The sequence below is a fragment of the Pseudomonas sp. TE3786 genome, from assembly GCF_054057335.1.
The window spans coordinates 235,762-256,239 of the sequence record NZ_JBSRZF010000004.1; the positions used below are offsets into that span (position 1 = coordinate 235,762).

At 62.5% G+C, this 20,478-nt stretch carries 19 protein-coding genes and 1 pseudogene; 9 read left to right on the forward strand and 11 right to left on the reverse strand.

The window, feature by feature from the left end; genetic code table 11:
* Window positions 1-19: 19 nt before the first annotated feature.
* From ACVW0Y_RS07245 to ACVW0Y_RS07255, 3 genes are all read left to right on the forward strand, one after another.
* The gene (locus ACVW0Y_RS07245; RefSeq protein ID WP_457437084.1) at window positions 20-433 is read left to right on the forward strand and encodes a cobalamin biosynthesis protein; all 414 of its coding nucleotides are present in this window, start codon (window positions 20-22) and stop codon (window positions 431-433) included.
* On the forward strand, window positions 430-1,185 hold the full coding sequence (cobM, locus tag ACVW0Y_RS07250; RefSeq protein ID WP_457437086.1) for a precorrin-4 C(11)-methyltransferase: 756 nt from the start codon (window positions 430-432) through the stop codon (window positions 1,183-1,185). The genes ACVW0Y_RS07245 and cobM overlap by 4 nt, the downstream gene beginning before the upstream one ends.
* A gap of 100 nt (window positions 1,186-1,285) precedes the next feature.
* A complete protein-coding gene (locus tag ACVW0Y_RS07255) occupies window positions 1,286-1,786 on the forward strand; it encodes a GNAT family N-acetyltransferase (protein WP_457437088.1) in 501 nt (166 codons plus the stop codon).
* A 97-nt stretch (window positions 1,787-1,883) separates the two neighbouring features.
* Here the strand turns inward: ACVW0Y_RS07255 and cls are convergent, their stop codons facing one another.
* Window positions 1,884-3,323, reverse strand: a complete 1,440-nt coding sequence (gene cls, locus ACVW0Y_RS07260) for a cardiolipin synthase (protein ID WP_457437090.1) — start codon at window positions 3,321-3,323, stop codon at window positions 1,884-1,886.
* 134 nt (window positions 3,324-3,457) lie between these two features.
* Between cls and ACVW0Y_RS07265 the strand changes: the two genes are divergently transcribed.
* Window positions 3,458-3,979 carry a DUF3617 domain-containing protein gene (locus tag ACVW0Y_RS07265; RefSeq protein ID WP_457437092.1) on the forward strand — a complete coding sequence of 174 codons (522 nt, stop codon included), beginning with the start codon at window positions 3,458-3,460 and terminating at the stop codon, window positions 3,977-3,979.
* Window positions 3,980-4,156: 177 nt separating this feature from the next.
* Complete coding sequence (gene zigA, locus ACVW0Y_RS07270) at window positions 4,157-5,362, forward strand: zinc metallochaperone GTPase ZigA (RefSeq protein WP_457437094.1); 1,206 nt, start codon at window positions 4,157-4,159, stop codon at window positions 5,360-5,362.
* Window positions 5,363-5,372: 10 nt separating this feature from the next.
* On the opposite strand, the gene ACVW0Y_RS07275 is transcribed toward zigA, so the two are convergent.
* Complete coding sequence (locus tag ACVW0Y_RS07275) at window positions 5,373-5,726, reverse strand: NADH:ubiquinone oxidoreductase (protein WP_457437096.1); 354 nt, start codon at window positions 5,724-5,726, stop codon at window positions 5,373-5,375.
* A gap of 118 nt (window positions 5,727-5,844) precedes the next feature.
* On the opposite strand from ACVW0Y_RS07275, the gene ACVW0Y_RS07280 reads away from it, so the two are divergent.
* Window positions 5,845-6,807, forward strand: coding sequence for a CobW family GTP-binding protein (locus ACVW0Y_RS07280; protein ID WP_457437098.1), 963 nt, complete (start codon window positions 5,845-5,847; stop codon window positions 6,805-6,807).
* Window positions 6,808-6,922: 115 nt separating this feature from the next.
* Complete coding sequence (locus ACVW0Y_RS07285) at window positions 6,923-7,807, forward strand: alpha/beta fold hydrolase (RefSeq protein WP_457437100.1); 885 nt, start codon at window positions 6,923-6,925, stop codon at window positions 7,805-7,807.
* Between the two features lie 174 nt (window positions 7,808-7,981).
* On the opposite strand, the pseudogene ACVW0Y_RS07290 reads toward ACVW0Y_RS07285, so the two are convergent.
* The 6 genes and pseudogenes from ACVW0Y_RS07290 to ACVW0Y_RS07315 all read right to left on the reverse strand — a co-directional run.
* A pseudogene (locus tag ACVW0Y_RS07290) lies at window positions 7,982-8,314 on the reverse strand (DUF3301 domain-containing protein); the annotation flags it as partial.
* Between the two features lie 81 nt (window positions 8,315-8,395).
* Entirely contained in the window at window positions 8,396-10,075 is a 1,680-nt protein-coding gene (ybaL, locus tag ACVW0Y_RS07295) for a YbaL family putative K(+) efflux transporter (protein WP_457437102.1), read from the reverse strand.
* A gap of 293 nt (window positions 10,076-10,368) precedes the next feature.
* Complete coding sequence (locus ACVW0Y_RS07300) at window positions 10,369-10,860, reverse strand: acyl-CoA thioesterase (RefSeq protein ID WP_457437104.1); 492 nt, start codon at window positions 10,858-10,860, stop codon at window positions 10,369-10,371.
* A 160-nt stretch (window positions 10,861-11,020) separates the two neighbouring features.
* Window positions 11,021-11,818: a substrate-binding periplasmic protein gene (locus ACVW0Y_RS07305; RefSeq protein ID WP_457437106.1), complete on the reverse strand. Its 798-nt coding sequence runs from the start codon at window positions 11,816-11,818 to the stop codon at window positions 11,021-11,023.
* 65 nt (window positions 11,819-11,883) lie between these two features.
* A complete protein-coding gene (locus ACVW0Y_RS07310) occupies window positions 11,884-13,251 on the reverse strand; it encodes a glutamine synthetase family protein (protein WP_457437108.1) in 1,368 nt (455 codons plus the stop codon).
* Window positions 13,252-13,258: 7 nt separating this feature from the next.
* Window positions 13,259-14,659, reverse strand: coding sequence for an aspartate aminotransferase family protein (locus ACVW0Y_RS07315; protein ID WP_457437110.1), 1,401 nt, complete (start codon window positions 14,657-14,659; stop codon window positions 13,259-13,261).
* 229 nt (window positions 14,660-14,888) lie between these two features.
* On the opposite strand from ACVW0Y_RS07315, the gene ACVW0Y_RS07320 reads away from it, so the two are divergent.
* Together ACVW0Y_RS07320 and ACVW0Y_RS07325 are read left to right on the forward strand one after the other, a co-directional pair.
* A complete protein-coding gene (locus tag ACVW0Y_RS07320) occupies window positions 14,889-15,554 on the forward strand; it encodes a GntR family transcriptional regulator (protein ID WP_457437112.1) in 666 nt (221 codons plus the stop codon).
* Window positions 15,555-15,806: 252 nt separating this feature from the next.
* The gene (locus tag ACVW0Y_RS07325) at window positions 15,807-17,561 is read left to right on the forward strand and encodes a cation:proton antiporter (protein ID WP_457437114.1); all 1,755 of its coding nucleotides are present in this window, start codon (window positions 15,807-15,809) and stop codon (window positions 17,559-17,561) included.
* A gap of 93 nt (window positions 17,562-17,654) precedes the next feature.
* On the opposite strand, the gene ACVW0Y_RS07330 is transcribed toward ACVW0Y_RS07325, so the two are convergent.
* From ACVW0Y_RS07330 to ACVW0Y_RS07340, 3 genes are all read right to left on the reverse strand, one after another.
* Window positions 17,655-18,062 (reverse strand): SMI1/KNR4 family protein, encoded by a 408-nt coding sequence (locus ACVW0Y_RS07330; RefSeq protein ID WP_457437116.1) that lies wholly within the window; start codon window positions 18,060-18,062, stop codon window positions 17,655-17,657.
* Between the two features lie 169 nt (window positions 18,063-18,231).
* Window positions 18,232-19,347: a hypothetical protein gene (locus ACVW0Y_RS07335; protein ID WP_457437118.1), complete on the reverse strand. Its 1,116-nt coding sequence runs from the start codon at window positions 19,345-19,347 to the stop codon at window positions 18,232-18,234.
* 249 nt (window positions 19,348-19,596) lie between these two features.
* On the reverse strand, window positions 19,597-20,466 hold the full coding sequence (locus ACVW0Y_RS07340) for a Tim44 domain-containing protein (RefSeq protein ID WP_457437120.1): 870 nt from the start codon (window positions 20,464-20,466) through the stop codon (window positions 19,597-19,599).
* Between the last annotated feature and the right edge of the window lie 12 nt (window positions 20,467-20,478).

The following is a 20,478-nucleotide window of genomic DNA, read 5'->3' on the forward strand; positions in this document are numbered from 1 at the left end:
CTATTGCAGGCGTTTTCTTGTGCCCATCGTTGCGCCTTACATCGCTGGAATCGGTTGCCGCACGGGCTGCAGCGAGGCCGAGTTGCGCCTGTTGCTGGAGCGTACGCTGCACGCCCATGGCCTGAGCCTGGCGGACCTCGCCGGCTTGGCCAGCCTCGCGCACAAACGTCAGGAGCCCGGGCTGCGCGCTTTGGCGCTTAGTCTGGAATTGCCGCTGGCCTGGTTCGCGCCAGAGCAGTTGCAGACGGTCAGTGATCGTATTGGCGAGCACTCCACTATCGCCTTGAGCGCTACCGGCGCGGCCAGCGTTGCCGAGGCCTGCGCCTTGGCCCAGGTCGAAGCGTTAAGCGGCAGGCGCGCGGGATTGCGCAGCAAAAAACACAGCAGTGCCCAGGCCACCGTGGCGGTTGCCGGCATAGAGGAACCCGCATGACGGTCTATTTTATTGGTGCCGGGCCCGGCGATCCGGAGCTGATCACGGTCAAGGGCCAGCGCCTGATTCGCAGTTGCCCGGTGTTGCTGTATGCCGGTTCGCTGGTGCCGGAAGCGGTACTGCACGGGCATAACGCCGACACCCTGGTGAACACCGCCGAGCTGCATCTGGACGAGATCATCGCACTGATCGAAACCGCCCACCGCCAGGGCCAGGATGTCGCTCGCGTGCATTCCGGCGACCCGTCGCTGTACGGCGCCATCGGCGAGCAGGTCCGCCATTTGCGCCGTCTTCAGATTCCCTTTGAAATCATCCCCGGCGTCACCGCCACAGCGGCCTGCGCGGCGCTGCTGGAATGTGAGCTGACCCTGCCGGATATCGCCCAGACGGTGATTCTGACCCGTTATGGCAGCCGCTCGAAAATGCCGGCCGGTGAAGAACTCGGCGATCTGGCCCGGCATGGCACGACCATGGCCATTCATCTCGGCGTGCAGCACCTGGGCAAGATAGTCGCCGAGCTATTGCCGCATTACGGTGCCGATTGCCCGATTGCGGTGGTGCACCGCGCCAGTTGGCCGGATCAGGATTGGGTTGTGGGTACCCTGGCCGATATCGAGGCCGGCGTCGCCGCCAAAGGTTTTCAGCGCACGGCGTTGATTCTGGTCGGCCGGGTGTTGGCGGCCGACGCGTTTGCCGACTCCAACCTGTATCGCGCCGGTCATGCACACCTGTATCGCCCGGCAAGTGAATGACACTTAGCTGACTGTATGGACAAAAAAACCGCCAGCTGCGTATGCCACTGGCGGTTTTTCTACTTTAGCCTCGACGCCACATTCGATTTGGGGCCTGGATATGTCAGCGGTTGAAAACATCACCTACTACCTGGAAATGCACAGCAGCGAGGCCATCCGCGGCAAGCCGCTGCCGGCGGCGTTGAACATCGTCGAATGCGCCATCAAGCAATTCCCCCTTAACCGTTTTCTCTACCAGTTGGTCGGTGGCCCCTGGGAATGGACCGACAAACTGGTGTGGTCCGACCAGCAATGGCGCGACCTGGTGGAGCAAGACAATCACCGCACCTTTGTCGCCTATGAGCAGGGCGCTATCGCCGGCTACTACGAGTTGCAGCGCAGTGCCGACGGTGATGTGGAGATTCTCTATTTCGGTCTGGTCGAGGAGTTCTTCGGCAAAGGCTTTGGCGGTCCGCTGCTGACCCACGCGCTGCAATCGGCCTGGGCCTGGGCCGGTACCAAGCGGGTGTGGGTGCATACCTGCACGCTGGATCACCCGAGTGCCTTGGGTAATTACCAGGCGCGTGGGCTGCAGCTGTACAAGGAAGAGACCGAGGTTTAAGTCTGTCCCAGCCCTCTTGCAGGAGGGGCTTCAGCCGCGACGCTCTTGAAGAGCCACAGCTTCGCGGCTGAAGCCGCTCCTACGGGATTTGCGGCTGTCACAAAATCGGCGAGATCAGTCGCGCAATGCGCATCCCCAACTGACGCAGGCGATGGATATTCTGGTCATCGCCAGCGGCCAGCTCGATGGCCTGGGCAAAGTCGTTCTCCAGCATGTGCTGCACCTCGCGGGCAAAGTCGCCGTCGACGGTGATCAGCATGATTTCGAAGTTCAGGCGGAACGAACGGTTGTCCAGATTGGCACTGCCGATGGCGGCCATTTTCTGGTCAATCAGCAGCACCTTCTGGTGCAAAAATCCTGGTTGATAGCGAAACACCCGTACGCCGGTATGCAGGGCATTGAAGGCATACAGGCTGGAGGCGGCGTACACGGTGCGGTGGTCCGGGCGCGACGGCAGCAGGAGGCGCACATCTACACCGCGCAGCACCGCCAGGCGCAGAGCCGCCGACACTGACTCATCGGGAATGAAATACGGGCTGGTTATCCACAGGCGCTCGCGGGCGCAGTTGATCGCTTCGACAAAGAACAGCGAGCAGGTTTCCTGGGCATCTGCCGGACCGCTGGTGAGCACCTGGCAGAGCTTGCCTTCGCCGCCATAGGCTTCCGGAAGGATCAGCGGCGGCAGTTGGCGGGTGGCCCAGAACCAGTCTTCGGCAAAGGACTCCTGCAGGCAGGCCACGGCCGGACCGCGCAGTTCGACATGGGTGTCGCGCCAGGGTGCCAGCGGCGCTTTCAGGCCCATATATTCGTCACCCACATTCAGGCCACCGACAAAACCGAACTCGCCATCTACCACCACAATCTTGCGGTGGTTGCGAAAGTTCAGCTGGAAGCGGTTGAGTAAGCCGCGGCGGGTGCTGAAGGCGCGTACATCGACGCCGCCGTGGCGCAATGTCTGTGCATACCGCTTGGGCAGTGCATGGCTGCCGATGCTGTCGTACAGCACATACACCGCCACGCCAGCGGCGGCGCGTTCCAGCAGCAGGCTTTGCAGGCGGCGGCCAAGGTCGTCGTCGTGAATGATGAAAAACTGCACCAACACCACCTGCCGGGCCTGGGCGATGGCGGCGAAGACCGCTTCGAAGGTGGCGTGGCCATCGATCAGCAGGCGCACCTGGTTATTCGCCAGGCACGGCATATGGCCCAGCGCCGGCAAGCCGCGCAGGGTTCGGTAGGCGTCGGTATCCTGGGCGGCCAGGGCTTCTTCGGCCCAGGGGCGCCAGTTCAGGCTGCCCATGGCGGTGCGCATTTCGCGGTCGGCCTGGCGGCGGGCGCGGATATAGGCATCGAAGGTGCTGCGGCCGAACACCAGGTAGGGAACTAGCGTCAGGTAGGGGATAAACAACAGGGACAGCGCCCAGGCAATCGAGCCTTGCGCGGTGCGCACGGTAAGGATGGCGTGGATCGCCGCGCAGAACCCCAACACATGGGTCAGGGCTATCAGGTAACCGAACAGCGGTGGAATGATCAGGTCCATGCCAGCTTCGCTTGGGCAATGTGCTGACACGCAATGTGCCGTGCTCAGCTGCAACTGTCACCCTTCGCTAACGTCTACATCAGTGTTCGCCGATGCCATGGCGCACCACCTACCTGCCAGAAGGACCCTGCTTTATGAACATCCGCCTTGTTCTTGCCGCTACTGCCGCACTCTGTGTTTCGCCCTGGCTGCAGGCGCAGCAGCTGCAACCGGGGTTGTGGGAAATCAAATCCACCGCCCTGCAGGTCAATGGCCAGCAACTGCCAGACCTGCAATTGCTGATGGGCAGCCTGCCGCCCGAGCAACGCAAGATGGCCGAGCAGGCGATGGCCAAGCAGGGCGTGGCCATGGCTGGCAACGGGGTGCGTATGTGCATCACCCCGCAGCAGGCGCAGACCGACAGTTTTCCCACCCAGGGCACCCAGGCCGGCTGCAGCCAGCAGATCACCGAACGCACACCGCAGATGATGAAATTCAACGTCAGCTGTCCCCAGGGCAAAGGGCAGGGGCAGACCACTTTTCTCAGTGCGCGGGAATTCGCCACCACCATCAATGGCACCTTTTTGATGGGCGGGCAGAACCAGCAAGGTCGTTCGGAATCCCAAGGGCGCTGGTTGGCGGCGGATTGCTCAAGCTTGCCAAAGCGGCAACCTTGATAAACCGCTAGTTTCACGTGAAACCCCTGCAGCCGCTGGCTTACAGCGATTTCAGGGGTTTTTTTATGGCTGGAAGAAATTGAGCACTTGCGGGAAATTGGTGATTTATTGTTATAGTATAACATCGAAATTGCCACCCACTGAGCTGCGCACAAGCAGCCGGATGAGGACTTCCCCATGCATGACCCCCGATTACCCGTCACCGTGCTGTCCGGTTTTCTCGGCGCCGGCAAAAGCACCCTGCTCAATCACATCCTGCGCAACCGCGACAATCTGCGGGTGGCGGTGATCGTCAACGATATGAGCGAAATCAATATCGATGGCAGCGAGGTGCAGCGCGATGTCAGCCTCAACCGCGGCGAAGAAAAACTGGTGGAAATGAGCAATGGCTGCATCTGCTGCACCCTGCGCGAAGACTTGCTGGAAGAGGTCAATCGCCTGGCCCGCGATGGCCGTTTCGACTACCTGCTGATCGAGTCCACCGGCATTGCCGAGCCGTTGCCGGTGGCGGAAACCTTTACCTTTCGCGGTGAAGATGGCCAAAGCCTGAATGATGTGGCGCGCCTGGACACCATGGTCACCGTGGTCGATGGCCTGAATTTCCTGCGCGACTATCAGGCCGCCGAAAGCCTGGCCAGCCGCGGCGAGGTGCTGGGTGAGGACGACGAGCGCTCGATTACCGATCTGCTGATCGAGCAGGTGGAATTTGCCGATGTGATTCTGCTCAGCAAGATCGACCTGATCTCCCGCGAGGAGCGCGCCGAGCTGCTGGGCATTCTGGCCAGCCTTAACACCCACGCGGAAATTCTGCCGATGGTGATGGGCCAGGTGCCGCTGGGGAAAATCCTCGACACCGGCCGCTTCGACTTCGAACGCGCCGCCCAGGCCCCCGGGTGGCTCAAGGAGCTGCGCGGCGAGCATGTGCCGGAAAGCGAGGAGTACGGTATTGCCTCATACGCCTACCGGGCGCGGCGGCCGTTTCATCCCCAGCGTTTCTACGACTTTATCAACCGTGAATGGAGCAATGGGCGGCTGCTGCGCTCCAAGGGCTTCTTCTGGCTGGCGAGCAAACACCAGGATGCCGGCAGTTGGTCGCAGGCGGGCGGCTTGATGCGCTATGGCTTTGCCGGGCGCTGGTGGCGACATGTGCCCAAAGACCACTGGCCGCAGGATGACGAGGGCGTGGCCACGGTGATGCGCCACTGGAGCGCGGAGGTCGGCGATTGCCGGCAGGAGCTGGTGTTTATCGGCCAGAACATCGACTTCACCCAGCTCGCCGCCGAGCTGGATGACTGCCTGCTAAGCGACGCGGAAATGGCCTCGGGTGCCGACGGTTGGGCGCACTATGCCGACCCATTTGGCGACTGGCACGCAGCCGCCTAGGGCGAAAAGCTCAGCGATCCATCCACACGCCGCGATTCTGCTTTTCGCAGGCGGGCTTGAGGTAGGTGGCGTCGCTGGCCACGCCGTAGTAATGGATATCCTGCTGATACGGGGTGCCCGGCACCTTGGCCGAACGGCATACGCCAAACGAACCCTGTGGGCATTGTTCGACGTAATCCACCGTGACTTTCTGGCCTTGCAAGGTGGGCTGGCAGAAGCCGGTGTGGAACAGGTTGGGCGGGATGCTGCGGTTTTGTTGGCAGACTTTCACGTCCAGGCGTTCCGCCTGGCTATGCACCACACAGGCTTCGGCCAGTACCTGGCCAGACAGCAAAAGCAGCAATGGCAACAGCAGTACGCGCATCGAGGGTCTCCAGCGCCGGAAAATTTGCCGGCGACTCTAGCACGCCAAGGCCCGCGCTTGTGCCTGCAAGGCTTTTCGCCGATGGTTAGGCACCGCGCCTGAATGTCGAGAACCCACGTTGCTCAGTGATATCCCCACGCACCTGATCGCCGGCCCGCTGGGTGCCGGCAAGACCAGCCTGATCCGCCAGCTCCTGGCGCAGCGCCCCGCGGATGAGCGCTGGGCGGTGTTGATCAACGAGTTCGGCCAGATCGGCCTGGACGCCGCGTTGTTGACCACCGCCGACGACGGCATCGCCCTCAGCGAAGTGGCCGGTGGCTGCCTATGCTGCGTCAACGGCGCGCCGTTCCAGATCGGCCTGGCGCGGCTGCTGCGCAAGGCCAAACCCCATCGGCTGTTTATCGAACCGTCAGGCCTTGGCCATCCGGCCGAGTTGCTCCAGCAACTGCGTGAGCCGCCATGGGAAGGGGTGCTGGCGGTGCAGCCAAGTGTGCTGGTGCTGGATGCCCAGGCGTTGGCGGCCGGGCAACCGTTGCCCGCTACCCAACAGGCAGCGCTCGCAGACGCGGGTTTGCTGGTGCTGAACAAAGCGGAAAATCTGGACGCTGAGACGCGCGAACAACTCGCCAGTCGGCTGCCAGCGCGACCATTGTTCTGGACCATCCAGGGTGCGTTGCCGGTGGCCGAGCTGCCGGGTCTGGCCGCCCAGGCCGGAACCGCCAGCGACGCCCTCAAGCTGCCCAACAGCGCCGCCAGTATGGCCAGCGTGTGGCTCGACCCCAGTCAGCCCATCTGCCAGAGCGGTGGCCAGGCCGAAGGCTGGAGCATTGGCTGGCGATGGCACCCGAGCCAGCAGTTCGAACTGATGCGCGTGCAAAACTGGCTGGCCAGCCTGCCCTGGTGCCGTGCCAAGCTGGTGCTGCAGACTAACGCCGGCTGGCTGTCGGCCAATGCCCTGAACGGTGAGCCCTTGCATTGGCAGAGCAGCGAATGGCGCAAGGATTCGCGGTTGGAGCTGATCTTCAGTGCGCCGCAGGATGAGCAGGTGTTGGGGGCGGGGTTTAGGGGGTGCCTGTTGTAAATGCAATCGCGGCTGAAGCCGCTGCTACGAGGTGACGAGGATCGTAGGAGCGGCTTTAGCCGCGAAGCTGTTAACCGGTAAACTCCCGCGCTCGTTTTCCCAGAAGCCCGCCGCCATGACGCCCTTCACCCTCCACTCCTGGTCCCACGCCACGTCAGCCAACTTTACCCTGCGTGGCTGGCACAGCGAACCCACTGGCAAGCCGCTGCTGCATTTCCTGCATGGCAATGGGTTTTGCGGGCGCACTTACGAGCCGATGCTCAAGCACCTGGCGGCAGATTTCGACCTGTGGCTGTGCGATATCCAGGGCCATGGCGACAGCGATCACGGCGGTCGTTTCCATGGCTGGAACCGTAGCGCCGAGCTGGCGGTGGAGGCCTTCGAGGCTGGTCGCGGGCGGTTTGGCGAGGTGCCGCGCTTGGCCCTCGGCCACAGCTTCGGTGGGGTGTTGAGCAGCCTGATTGTGGCCAAGCACCCTGAGCTGTTCCAACGTGCGGTGCTGCTCGACCCGGTGCTGTTTCCGCCGGCGCTGATCGGCGTGATGGCCGTGTCCGAGGTCCTCGGTTTGCACCGTCGCCACACCATGGCACGTAAATCGGCGGCTCGTCGCAAGCACTGGCCGGATCGCGCGGCGGCGTACGCCGGCCTGCATGGCCGCGGCACCTTCAAGGGCTGGGAAGACGCGGCCTTGTGGGCCTATGTGGAGCACGCCCTGAAGCCGGTGGAAGACGGGGTCGAGCTGAAATGCCGACCCAGCCGTGAGGCGGAGATCTTCAGTTCCTACCCGCGGCGGCTGTGGAGTTCGCTGAACAAGATCGTCACCCCCACCGAGATTCTCCACGGGCAGCACAGCTACCCCTTTGTCGCCAAGGCGGTGGCGCGGCTGACGGCGTTGAACAGCCATGTAAGTGCCCAGGTGGTGGCGGGCGGGCACTGCTTTATGCAACAGACACCGCAGGACAGCGCCGAGCGGGTGCGGGAATTCTTGTTGCCGGGGTAGGGCGCGAAGCTGTCAGTGCTGCAGCTTGTCGTGCTTGCGGCGCCAGTCACTGAGTTGCACCACCTGAGCGCTGACGCGCTCGGGGACCACGTCGATCACGCTATCAGGTGCCGCGCGGTGGCTGGCTTCGCCGTCGATCACCACGCTGTCGCCGACGATATTGTGTTGCTCAAGCGGCTGGCCGGGTTTTTCCACAAAGGGGTGCGGTGCCAGTTCGATGCTGCCGACATGCTGGCCGAACATGGTGATGGTGCCGGCATGGCGTTGTTCGCTGGTAACGGTGAATTCGAAGCCGTATACCCGTGCCAGTCGGCGACGGCCGCGGGCATCGGGCAATAGCGCCACTTTGCGCAGCGCCACGTTGTCATCCAGCAGAATCACTTCCATACGCTGACAGTGCTGTTTGACCCGCTCCAGGGCGCGCTCGCGCAGGCCATGGGCATGCCACAGCCAGGCGGCGCCGGCGGCCAGCAACATCAGCACAAACATATTGCCCAGGGTCAGCATGGTGGGTGCGCTCCAACGAGAGCGCCAAGCTTACTCGCCTCCCACCAGGCAACTCCAGCCCATCGGACCGGAGACGCTTATTCAGGCCGGTGCGGTGGTCTGCAGGCCCAGGCGATCAAACATGATCCGGGCGATTTCCCGCTCGCCCATCACCACCAGATCGGCACCTTGTTGCTGCAGGTAATCCACTTCGTCGTCGAAATGGGCGCGGGCGATGATGTCCAGATCGGGGTTGGCCGCCCTGGCATGGATAGCAATCTGCCCGGCTTCCAGACCATTGGGGATGGCGATCAGCAACCAGCGCGCACTGGCCACATTGGCCAGCTCCAGAACCCGGCTGCTGGCGGCGTTGCCATGCACCACGCTGTAGCCGACCTCGCGCAGTTCCTGGGCCTGGGTGCGGTTGTCCTCGATGATCACCAGCGGGACACCTTCTTCGCGCAGGCGGGCGCTGATGCGACTGCCCACCCGGCCGTGACCGATCAGAATGGCATGGCCACTTTCGGTGATGGGCTGGAATTCCTCGGCGGGCACTTCTTCCACGGTGCCGACCGGCGCGGTGTTCTCCCGGGCGTCGAGCCAGGGTTGGATACGGTCGATCAGGGTGAACAGCATCGGGTTGATGACGATGGACAGAATCGCCCCGGCCAGGACGAAATCGCGCGCGGCCTCTGGCACCAGGTCCAGGCCTACGCCCAGGCCGATCAAAATAAACGAGAACTCACCGATCTGCGCCAGGCTGGCGGAGATGGTCAGCGCCGTGCTCAACGGCTTGCCGAAGGCCAGCACAATCAACAGCGCCGCCAGCGACTTGCCGAACACGATGATCGCCAGGGTGGCCAGCACCAGCAGCGGCTCGTTGAGCAGCACCATGGGGTTGAAGAGCATGCCCACCGAGACGAAGAACAGCACGGCGAAGGCATCGCGCAGCGGCAATGAATCTTCGGCCGCCTTATGGCTGTACTCGGACTCGTTGAGGATCATCCCGGCGAAAAACGCGCCGAGGGCGAACGACACGCCGAACAACACTGCCGAGCCATAGGCCACGCCCATGGCAATCGCCAGCACGGCCAAGGTGAACAGCTCACGGGAGCCGGTGCCGGCGCTTTTCTCCAGCAGCCAGGGAATCACTTTGCCGCCGACCACGATCATCAATGCGACAAAGGCCGCCACCTTGGCCAAGGTAATCCCCAGTTGCAGCCAGATGCCCTCGTCGGGCGCTGCATCCTGGCCGCCGAGTACCCCGGCCAGTGCTGGAATCAACACCAGCGCCACCACCATCACCAGGTCTTCGACAATCAGCCAGCCCACCGCGATCTTGCCGCGGCGGCTGTCGATCAGCTGCCGCGACTCCAGCGCCCGCAGCAACACCACGGTACTGGCCACCGACAGCGCCAGACCGAAGATCAGCCCGGCGCCCCAGGGCCAACCCAGCAGCCAGGACAAGCCCATGCCCATCAGCGTGGCGGCAGCGATCTGCACCAGGGCACCGGGGATGGCGATGTTCTTCACCGACATCAGGTCTTTCAGGGAAAAGTGCAGACCGACGCCGAACATCAGCAGGATTACACCGATTTCCGATAGCTCGTTGGACAGGTCTTTGTCGGCGACGAAGCCGGGAGTGAACGGGCCGACCAGCACCCCTGCCAGCAGATAACCGACCAGGGGCGACAAGCGCAGACGGTTGGCCAGGGTGCCGAGGACGAAAGCCAGCACAAAGCCAGTGGCCAATGCTGCAATCAGAGGGGTGTGGTGAACCATGGAATCTCCCGTTTGCTGCGTGATGGGCTGGCCGACGTGCAATGCAGTGTGGGTCAGTCTGAAGCAACGCGCTGCCAGGGCCTGGGCTGGAGGGGAGGCAGCTGAGGCTTACCGTTGGTCGGCGGACGCGTTGCGGGCCACAGTCTATCGCAGCGAACGTGCCAAGCCGGGCGTTGCCTGGTGGGCATTTTTAAACAGGATGTTTAAGGCGGTACAAGAGCATCGCGGCTAAAGCCGCTCCTACGAATTGCCCAGTCCCGTAGGAGCGGCTTCAGCCGCGAGCTTTTGGGGCGTTACGCGTGCTCGGTGTCGTCGCGAATTTCCTGATAGCGCCGCTCCAGCTCCTGGCGCAAATCCCGCCGTTGCTGGGCCTGGCGCACGCGGCGTTTTTCGTCGGCGGTTTGCGGCTCCAGCGGTTGGACAACGATGGGCTTGCCGTCGTCGCCCACCGCCACCATGGTGAAAAAGCAGCTGTTGGTGTGGCGTACCGAGCGTTCGCGGATGTTTTCCGTCACCACCTTCACGCCGATTTCCATTGAGGTGCGGCCGGTAAAGTTGACCGAGGCGAGGAAGGTCACCAGCTCCCCGACATGCACCGGTTCGCGGAAGATCACCTGGTCGACCGATAGCGTCACCACATAGGTGCCGGCATAGCGGCTGGCGCAGGCGAAGGCCACTTCGTCGAGGTATTTGAGTAGCGTGCCGCCATGCACATTGCCAGAGAAGTTGGCCATGTCAGGGGTCATCAAGACGGTCATTGTCAGCTGGGAGTTTCCGGGTTCCATGGTCGTCTCGTAAGGCCAGAGCAGAAGAAGTCCGCCAACCCTAAGGGCCGGCGCCGACCGGCGCAGTTTGCCAATCGCTATTGGAACGATGGAAAGGAATAGCTCGTCACGCCCCGACACGCCATGGGCAACGGAAAAAAATAGGCAAAAGCCGCGCCGGCTAGCGGCTGCCGGCCATGTTCTGCGCGCGGCAGGCGGGCTGTTCTTCGCTAAGGTCGCTGGCACTGCAGGCCAGGCCATAGCGCTGCCGCAGTGCCGCCAGTTCGCCGGCATGCTGTTCCAGAAAGCGGTTGAAACGCTGCAACAACTGCGGCTGGTGCAGCGTGCTCAAGTGATAGCTGGTGCGGGCCAGCGGCAAGCTCGGATCGGCCAGCAGGCTGTCGCTGGCCTCGCCCATGTTCTGCAGTTGCAGGCGCACCACCTCGGCGTTGGCATACAGCGCATCGATGCGCCCGCGCAGGGCCATGCGGATCAGCCCGGCAATATCATTGGCCTCCAGCAGCTGTACCTGACCACTGGCCAGCTCGGCATCCCAGGCTTGCGGGGTGAAGCCGCGCACCGTGCCGAGCCGTTTCACCGCCTGCGGCCCCAAACCCAGGCGCGCATGCAGCACCAGGGTGGCGTCCACCACGTTGATGGCGGCGTGGCTGTAGTGCAGACGCCGATCACCCTTGAGGTCGCGCGACCATTGCGGGTTATCCGGAAAGATCAGATCGAGGTTTTCGCCATTGAGCAGATCGTGGTGCAGGCGATTCAGTGGGCGCGGCAACAGCTCCAGCTGCATGCCCTGTTCGCTGGCGAAGCGTTGCAGCAGTTCCACTGCATAGCCTTCCACCGGCTGCCCCGGTTGGGCGCGGAAGTAGGGCATATAGTCGTGGCTCTCGATACCGACGCGCAGCGTTTCGGCCTGTACCTGGCCGAGCAGCAACAGCGCCGTGAGAAACCCTAAAACCCGCATACCGCACTCCGAAACGATTCACTAACGCCTGGCAGCGGATTGGCCCGCTGCTGCCGGGAAAGCCGTCAGGCCTGAGTCAAATACCAACGCCAGTCCTGCTCGCCCACCTCGCCCATAAACTCGCGGTACTCGGTGTTTTTGATGGCCAGGTAGATCTTTACGTACTGCTCACCCAGCGCTTCCTTCGCCCATTGCGAATGTTCCAGCGCCGTCAGCGCCGTCAGCCAGTCGGTCGGCAGAAACTCGCTGGCCTGGGCATAACCATTGCCGGTGATCGGCGCGCCGGGATCGAGTTGCTGGCGGATGCCGTGCTGGATGCCGGCCAGAATCGCCGCGGCGGCCAGATAGGGGTTGGCGTCGGCACCGCAGATGCGGTGTTCGATATGCCGGCTATTGGCCGGGCCGCCCGGCACCCGCAGTGACACAGTGCGGTTGTTGATACCCCAGGTCAGCGCCAGCGGCGCGTAGCTGTTGGCCTGGAAGCGGCGGAACGAGTTGGCGTTGGGGCAGAACAGCGCCAGCGAATCCAGCAGCGTGGCCATCATGCCGGCGATGGACTGGCGCAGCAGCGGGGTGCCGGCTGGGTCTTCGCTGGCGTAGAGATTGTTGCCGTCGGCATCGGCCAGGCTCACATGCATATGCATGCCGGTGCCGGCCAGGTCGCCAAACGGCTTGGCCATAAAGCAGGCCTGCAGCCCGTGTTTGTTGGCCACGCCCTTGACCAGGCGTTTGTAGCGCACGCCTTCGTCGATGGCTTGCAGGGCGTCGAAGCGATGTTCGAGGGTGATCTCCACCTGCCCCGGGGCATATTCGGAGATCGCCGTGCGCGCCGGCAGACCCTGGGCTTCGCAGGCGTCATACAGATCGTTGAGAAACGGCTGCAGCTGTTCCAGCTCATACACGCCATACACCTGGGTGGCATGTGGACGGGCACCATTGGCCTGCCGTGCCGGCAGCGGCCGACCGTTGTCGCCGCGTTCGCGGTCGAGCAGATAGAACTCCAGCTCCACGGCCATCACCGGGTGGTAGCCCTCGGCTTTCAGGCTATCGATCACCCGCACCAACACATGGCGGGGATCGGCCACGGTCGCTGGCATACCCTGCTGCGGGTGCATGCTTACCTGCACCTGGCCAGTGGGCCGTTCGCGCCAGGGTTGCAGGGTCAGGCTGCCGGGTAGCGGGTAGGTCCAGCAATCGGCATCGCCGACTTCCCAGACCAGGCCGGTGTCTTCGACATCGTCGCCATTGATGGTCAGGCCGAGGATGGTGCTGGGCAGCGGCCGGCCATTGGCATACATGGCCAGCAGTTCGTCGCGGTGCAGCAGTTTGCCGCGCGGCACACCGTTGCTGTCGATGATAAACAACTCGATGCTGCGCACCTGCGGGTTGGCGGCGAGGAAGGCGTGGGCTTCCTGAATGTCGGCGAAGGCCATGCTGGGGTTACCTAATAGATTCACGGGCGCCGGGAAGTGCCAGCAGTTCGGTCAGAGCCTGGTCGAGGGTGCTCAGCAGGCGGTCGACATCGGCCGCCGTAGTGTCCGGGCAGCACAGGGTCATATTGTGAAACGGCGTGATCAGAATGCCGCGGTTGATCAGGTACAGGTGCAAGGCCATCTGCAGCTCGTCATGGAACGCCGCTTCGGCCTCGGCACCAGTGGCCGGCAAACGGCTGCAGAACTGGAACTCGCAGCGCGCGCCCAATTGAGTGACGGACCAGGCCAGCTGGTGTTTGCCGATCAGGGTCGCGAAGCCCTGCGCCAGGCGCTCGGCCAACGGCAACATATGGGCGTAAGCAGCATCGGTCATTACCTCTTCGAGGTTGACGCGCATGCAGTGCATGGCCAGGGCATTGGCCGACAGGGTGGTGCCCATGCCGCTGTGGCCGTGGGCCTGGCCATGACTGCTGGCGCGGCGTCTGGCTTCGAGCATGGCCTCGGCCATGGCGGCGCTGCAGCCGTACACCGAGCACGGCACGCCGCCGGCGATGGGCTTGCCGAGGGTGATGAAATCCGGCTCCAGGTTCCACACCCGGGTGCAGCCGCCAGGGCCGGTGGAAATGGTGTGGGTTTCGTCGATGATCAGCAGGCTGCCGTAACGGCGGGTCAGCTCGCGCAGCTTGGCCAGGTAGCCGGGCGCAGGCAGCACCATGCCGATATTGGTCATCGCCGGTTCGCACAGCACGGCGGCGACGTCCTCGGTTTTCAGTGCCGCTTCGAGCGCCGCCAGATCGTTGAACGGCACGCTGCGGCTGTGTTCGGTAAGGTCATAGGCCTGGCCCAGCAGACCCGGGCGGTGCACGGTACGACCGTCCTGGCAGCGCACCATCACATCGTCCACGGTGCCGTGGTAGCAGCCGTCGAACACCAGCAGGGTCTTGCGCTGGGTGATGGCGCGGGCCCAGCGCACCACAAAGCGGTTGGCGTCGGTGGCGGTGGTTGCCACCTGCCAATAGGGCAGGCCGAAGCGCTCGGCCAGCAGCTCGCCGACCACCACCGCATCTTCACCGGGCAGCATGGTGGTCAGGCCATTGGCACCTTGCTCGGCCAGCGCGCGGGCAATAGGTATCGGGGAATGGCCGAACATGCTGCCGGTGTCGCCCAGGCAGAAGTCCACGTACTCGTGGCCGTCCACATCATAGAAACGTGCGCCCTGGGCGCGGCTGACAAACAGTGGCGAGGGCGTCGACCAATCGCTCATCCAGTGCATCGGCACGCCGCCGAACAGCGAGCCGCGGGCGCGTTCGGCCAGGGCGACGGAATTGGGGTTGGCGGCGAGAAAACGCGCCCGTTCCCGAGCGGAAAATTCGGCGATGGCGCGGTCACTAAGGCCACTGGCGGTCATGGGAAATAGCTCGCTCTAGGTTTCGCACATGCTGATTTGTGATCACAGGTATGTCAAGAGAGGCAGATATTGCATCGAATTCACAATTTTTCTAAGGTTTGTGATCACAAGATCGAAGTATGCTTAGCCTTCCTTATAACCCCCAAGCGGACAAATACCATGACCCACGATTGCAGCCTGACCCTGAACCAGCTCCCGGCACCGCCGGTTGCGGCCAAGTGAGATAGCCATGGCCGAGAACCTACAAGACCTGCTGTATCAGCAACTGCGTGCCGGCCTGTTGGCCGGGCAATTCAAACCGGGCGAACGCCTGAAAATTCGTGACCTTGCCAGTGCCCTTGGCACCAGCCCCATGCCCGTGCGCGCCGCCTTGCAGCGCCTGGTGGCCGAAGGCGCGCTGGAAGGCGAGCCGCAGCGCTCACTGCGCGTACCGGCCATGACCCGTGAACGTTTTCTGCATATCTTCCAGGTGCGCCTGGCCCTCGAAGGGCTGGCCGTGGAAAGCGCCGCCAGCCAGCTGACCAGCGCCGATATGGCGACGCTTGAGGGCTGTGTCGAGCGTATGGAAAGCGCCCTGGAGCGCCGCGATGTGCAGGGCTATCTGAATGACAACAGCCAGTTCCATCTGACCCTCTACAGCGCCTGCGGCAACCCGATATTGCTGCGCCAGATCGAGAGCCTGTGGTTGCAGGTGGGGCCGTTCTTCAATCGGCTGTTTACCGAAGCGGACCTGTCGCTGCGCCTGAATGACTTCCATGACGACACCCTGAAAGCGTTGCGCGCGGGTGACGGCAAAGCGGCGCGCTTGGCCATGGAGCAGGACCTGACGTACTTCGGCCATTTCCTGCTTAACCTGCTGGATCTGGAAGGGGTGCAGAGTCAGGCGCGGGGTTGAAAATTACCGTTACCTTGAAAATTCTGGGTCCCAGCCTGCGCTGGGACGACGGTGTTTTTGACAAAGACATCCGTCATACAGCGCAGGCTGGGACCCAGAATTTGCCTGTGTACGCGGATGTCCGGAGATACCGGTGGCAAACAGTCCCCGCATAACTGTTTCATTCTATTGCCCCCGCCCAGAGCCCCTGCGCGGCGGTGATATGGTCGGACTTTTCCCATAATTCACGGTCGTGAAAAGGAGTCCGACGCCATGCATGCCATCAGCTTTATTCAAGACCTGGCCGTGATCATGCTGGTAGCGGGCATCGTCACCATCGTCTTTCACCGCTTCAAGCAACCGGTGGTGCTTGGCTATATCGTCGCCGGTTTTATCATCGGCCCGCATACCCCGCCCTTCGGTCTGATCCACGACGAGCAGACCATCAAGACCCTGGCCGAGCTGGGGGTGATCTTCCTGATGTTCTGCCTGGGCCTGGAGTTCAGCCTGCGCAAGCTGTTCAAGGTCGGTGCCACGGCCTTTATTGCGGCGTTCCTGGAAATCGTGCTGATGATCTGGCTCGGTTACGAGATCGGCCGCTATTTCGGCTGGAGCACCATGGACTCGCTGTTTCTCGGTGCCATTCTGGCCATCTCCTCCACCACCATCATCGTCAAGGCGCTGGGCGACCTGAAGATGAAAAACGAGCGCTTCGCCCAGCTGATTTTCGGCGTGCTGATCGTCGAAGATATCCTCGGTATCGGCATCATCGCCTTGCTGTCCGGCATCGCCCTGAGTGGCAGCGTGGAGGCCGGCGAGGTGTTTGCCACCGTCGGCAAGCTCAGCCTGTTTATGGTGGTGGCACTGGTCATCGGCATTTTGCTGGTGCCGCGTCTGCTGGCCTATGTGGCCAAGTTCGAAAGCAATGAAATGCTTCTGGTCACCGTGCTTGGCCTGTGTTTCGGCTTCTGTCTGCTGGTGGTGAAGCTTGAGTACAGCATGGTGCTGGGGGCCTTTCTGATCGGCGCGATCATGGCCGAGTCGCGCCAGTTGGCGCAGATCGAACGCCTGGTGGAGCCGGTGCGCGATCTGTTCAGCGCGATCTTCTTTGTCGCCATCGGCCTGATGATCGACCCCGCCGTGCTGGTGGAATACGCCTGGCCCATTGTGGTCATCACCGTTGCCGTGGTGGTGGGCAAAGTGGTGTCGTGCAGCATCGGCAGCGTGATTGCCGGCAACGACGGGCGCACCTCGTTGCGCGTCGGCATGGGCTTGTCCCAGATCGGTGAGTTTTCCTTCATCATCGCCGCGCTGGGCATCAGCCTGCAGGTGACCAGCGACTTTCTCTATCCGGTAGCGGTGGCCGTCTCGGTGCTCACCACCTTGTCGACGCCATACCTGATTCGCGTAGCTGACCCACTGTCCAACAAGCTCGCCGGCGTGGTGCCGCAGCCGGTGGCGCGGGTGTTCGGCATGTATGGCGAGTGGTTGCGCAGTATCCAGCCGCAAGGCGAAAGCGCGGTGTTGGCGGCGATGATCCGGCGGATTCTGTTGCAGGTGGGGGTGAATCTGGCGCTGGTGGTGGCGATCTTCTTTGTCAGCGCCTTCTTCGCCGATCGCCTGGCCCTGCAACTGACGGACTGGGTGCAGGCCGATAACGCGCAGAAGGGCCTGATCTGGGGCGCGGCGTTGCTGTTATCGCTGCCGTTCCTGATCGCCGCCTACCGCAAACTCAAGGCGCTATCGATGCTGCTGGCGGAGATGGGCGTGAAGGCGGAAATGGCCGGGCGCCACACCGCGCGGGTGCGCAAGGTGGTGGCCGAGCTGATTCCGGCGCTGTCGCTGGTGGTGATTCTGTTGCTGTTGATGGCGCTGTCGGCGAGCATTCTGCCGACCCTGGAGCTGCTGGTGCTGATCGCCCTGTTGGCGGCTGGGGTCAGCGCATTGCTGTGGCGCTGGCTGATTCGCGTGCATACGCGGATGCAGATTGCCTTGCTGGAAACGCTGGAACAGCGCGATCCGCATTGAGACTCTGTAGGAGTGGCTTCAGCCGCGATGCACTTGATCTTGAAACGCATCGCGGCTGACGCCGCTCCTACAATATCGCGCATGGCCGGGAAATCAGCTTTCCAGCCACACCTCACGCGCCCATTTCCATACCGAGTCCCAGCTTTCGTCGGTGAGGTCTTCTTCGTCGCCATCCCACAGCAGCACGGTGCCGTCGAGTTCGACGCAGTAGTAATTGCCGTTGTCTTCGCACAGTGGAATCAGCTCGCGCGGTACGCCGAGCGACCAGGCCACCGAAGCCACTTCCGGCAGGTAGGTGTGGGATTGCGGGTCGGTCACGGTGACCGGCTCCAGATGCCCGTACACCACATCGCTGACTTTCAGCAGGAACTCGCGGAATTCGAACGGAATGCTGATCAGCAGTTGCTCTTCGATCTCCACCAGCAACTCTTCATCCGGCAGCTCCAGGGGCACCGGGACCTTCTCGTTGAGTTCACGCAGCTCGTCGATAACTTCTTCCATGGCTGGCTCTTCTCGGGCAATGGGGGGGTGGGTTTATACAGTAGCTGGGCCGAAGAAAAAAACTATCTGCTGGCGGTAAAAGCATCGCGGCTAAAGCCGCTCCTACGGATTGCACAACCTGTAGGAACGGCTTTAGCCGCGATTGGTACATTCAGCGGTGAAGAAAACCTTAGCCGTTAACCACCAACTTGCTCGCCACCGCGTCACCCGAGAAGGTGGTGGTAATGGTCGGGTCGATCAGCCGCGCCGCGCCTACCTTCAAGGCGTACAGCCCGAGCAGCCCGAGCAGGCCGACTACCCAGATATGGTCGAGGAAGTAGTACGCCACCCCGGCACTGACCACGGCCACCACTAGCGGCACGCGGGCAGCTTGCAGGCGGGTGAGTTTTTCCACGTTCATGTTCAGCGTCGCCGGCAGGGCACGGGCAATGCGTTGCAGGGCGTGGGCTTTAACCGTGGCGCTGAGGAATTCCAGGCTCAGGGTTTCGTCCTTGGCACCGTTGTTGTAGGTCAGGCGGATAACGTCGTCGTAGTGATCGCTGGTCACTTTGCTGACGGTGTTGAGGTCCACCAGGGTGCGCGTGGTTTCCACCTTGGCGAGGATCTCTTCGAGGAAGTTGCCATTGAGGCCGCCGCGCTGATAGATCTCCTGCACCTGGTTGCGGTGCTTCTTGTCGAAGCTCAGCGACAGCACATGGTCGCCGTCCAGCACGATCAGGCGGTCGTCTTCGACGTCCAGCCAGCTGTTCTCGGTGTAGAAGCCTTCCGGCAGCTTGCCTTTGGGTTCACGGCCGAACAGCAGGGTGAGGATGATGTTGAGCACCAGCAGGGTCGGCAGAAGCCAGGGCGCGACGTCAAACAAGGCGCGCTCGACGCCGTCTTCGTTAGCCAGGCTCTCGACGATCAGTTGCGGCTTGGCGTTATCCGGTTTGCCATCGGGGTACCAGACTTCCAGCGTCTCGTGGCCTTCCAGCGCGTTGTACGCGCCATAGCTGATCGACTGCTCATGGACGTAGCTGGTGCCGTTGACTTCGTAGGTATAACCAAGGGAATAGACGGTGCGGGTTTTCTTGCGGCCTTTGCGGCCCCGGTATTCCTCTTCCGTCTGCTCCAGCGAACTGACCGTGGCTTGTGCCGCGTTGTGCTGTTTGACCAGTTGGATGGCCGCGACTTGTTCCGGCCCTTTGATGTAGTAGGCCGCGGTAAGGCCCAGTACGGCCAGCACGATCATGCTGACGCGGATCCACAATTTACGTTTTTGCCCAGGGCTGCGTAGCTTCGCCATGCCTTACTCCTTTTTCTAGTTATAAACGTCCTTGAATGCGGGCAGGTTGGCGCTGCCCGTGGCGAGTATCCGGGGAAACATCCAGTAACGACAAGATGAATGTTGCTGAAGAATCGAAAGCATCGCGGCTAAAGCCACTCCTACAAACGCTGCAATCGCGTAGGAGCGGCTTTAGCCGCGATGCTTTTGATCTGGCTGCAAACGCAAAAAACCCGGGCCAGCCCGGGTTTTTGTTGTTGCGCAGAACGCTTAGCTGTTCTGACGGATACCCGCCACCAGCCATGGCGCGTTCTCGCCATTGGCGCGCTCCATGCGCCAGCTTTCGCTGAAGGCTTCGCCCTGGTCGAAACGCGAGGTTTTGACGATGCCGTTGAAGGTCAGGGTGGCCACGGTTTTGTCGGCCAATTCGTCGATACCGTCGAGTTGCGCCTGCAGCTCTTCCACGTAGGTGGACTGGAAGCCGTCGCCCAGATCGGCACGTTCGGTTTTCAGGAAACTGAGCATCTGCGGGGTGACGAACTCGGCGATCTTGTCCATCTCCGCGGCGTCCCAGTGCTGTTGCAGGGCCATAAAGTGCTCTTTGCCGGCCTCGACAAAACGCTGCTCATTGAACCAGCTCGGTGCGTTGATCACCGGCGCTGCGGTTGCAGCACTGCTGCCACCAAAGATCGATTGGGCCGCCGGGATCACTGGCTGATTGGCCGGCAGGTCGCGCTGCATTGGCGCATAACCGCCCACACCAGCCGGCTGGCCGCCGTTCTGCTGACGGCGGCGGGCGGCGATAAAGCGGAAGATCACAAAGGCGATCAGGCCGATTATCAGGAAGTCAAAAATCTGCATGCCCTGGAAGCCACCGCCCATAAACATCGAGGCCAGCAAACCACCGGCGGCCAGGCCGGCCAGTGGGCCCATCCAGCGGGACATGCCGCCGGCAGCGGCTGGCGTTGCAGCGGCTTTGCCAGGTGCGGCAGTCGGACTGGTCGGCGGGGTGGCCTGACGGGTCTGGTGGGTAGGCGCGGAGCCGAAGGATTTACCGCCGCCCATGCGTTTTGCATTGGCGTCGAGGCTGAGCGTCAACGCTACGCAGAGCATCATGGCTAGGCTGATGAAACGCTTCATGGTTCGCAACTC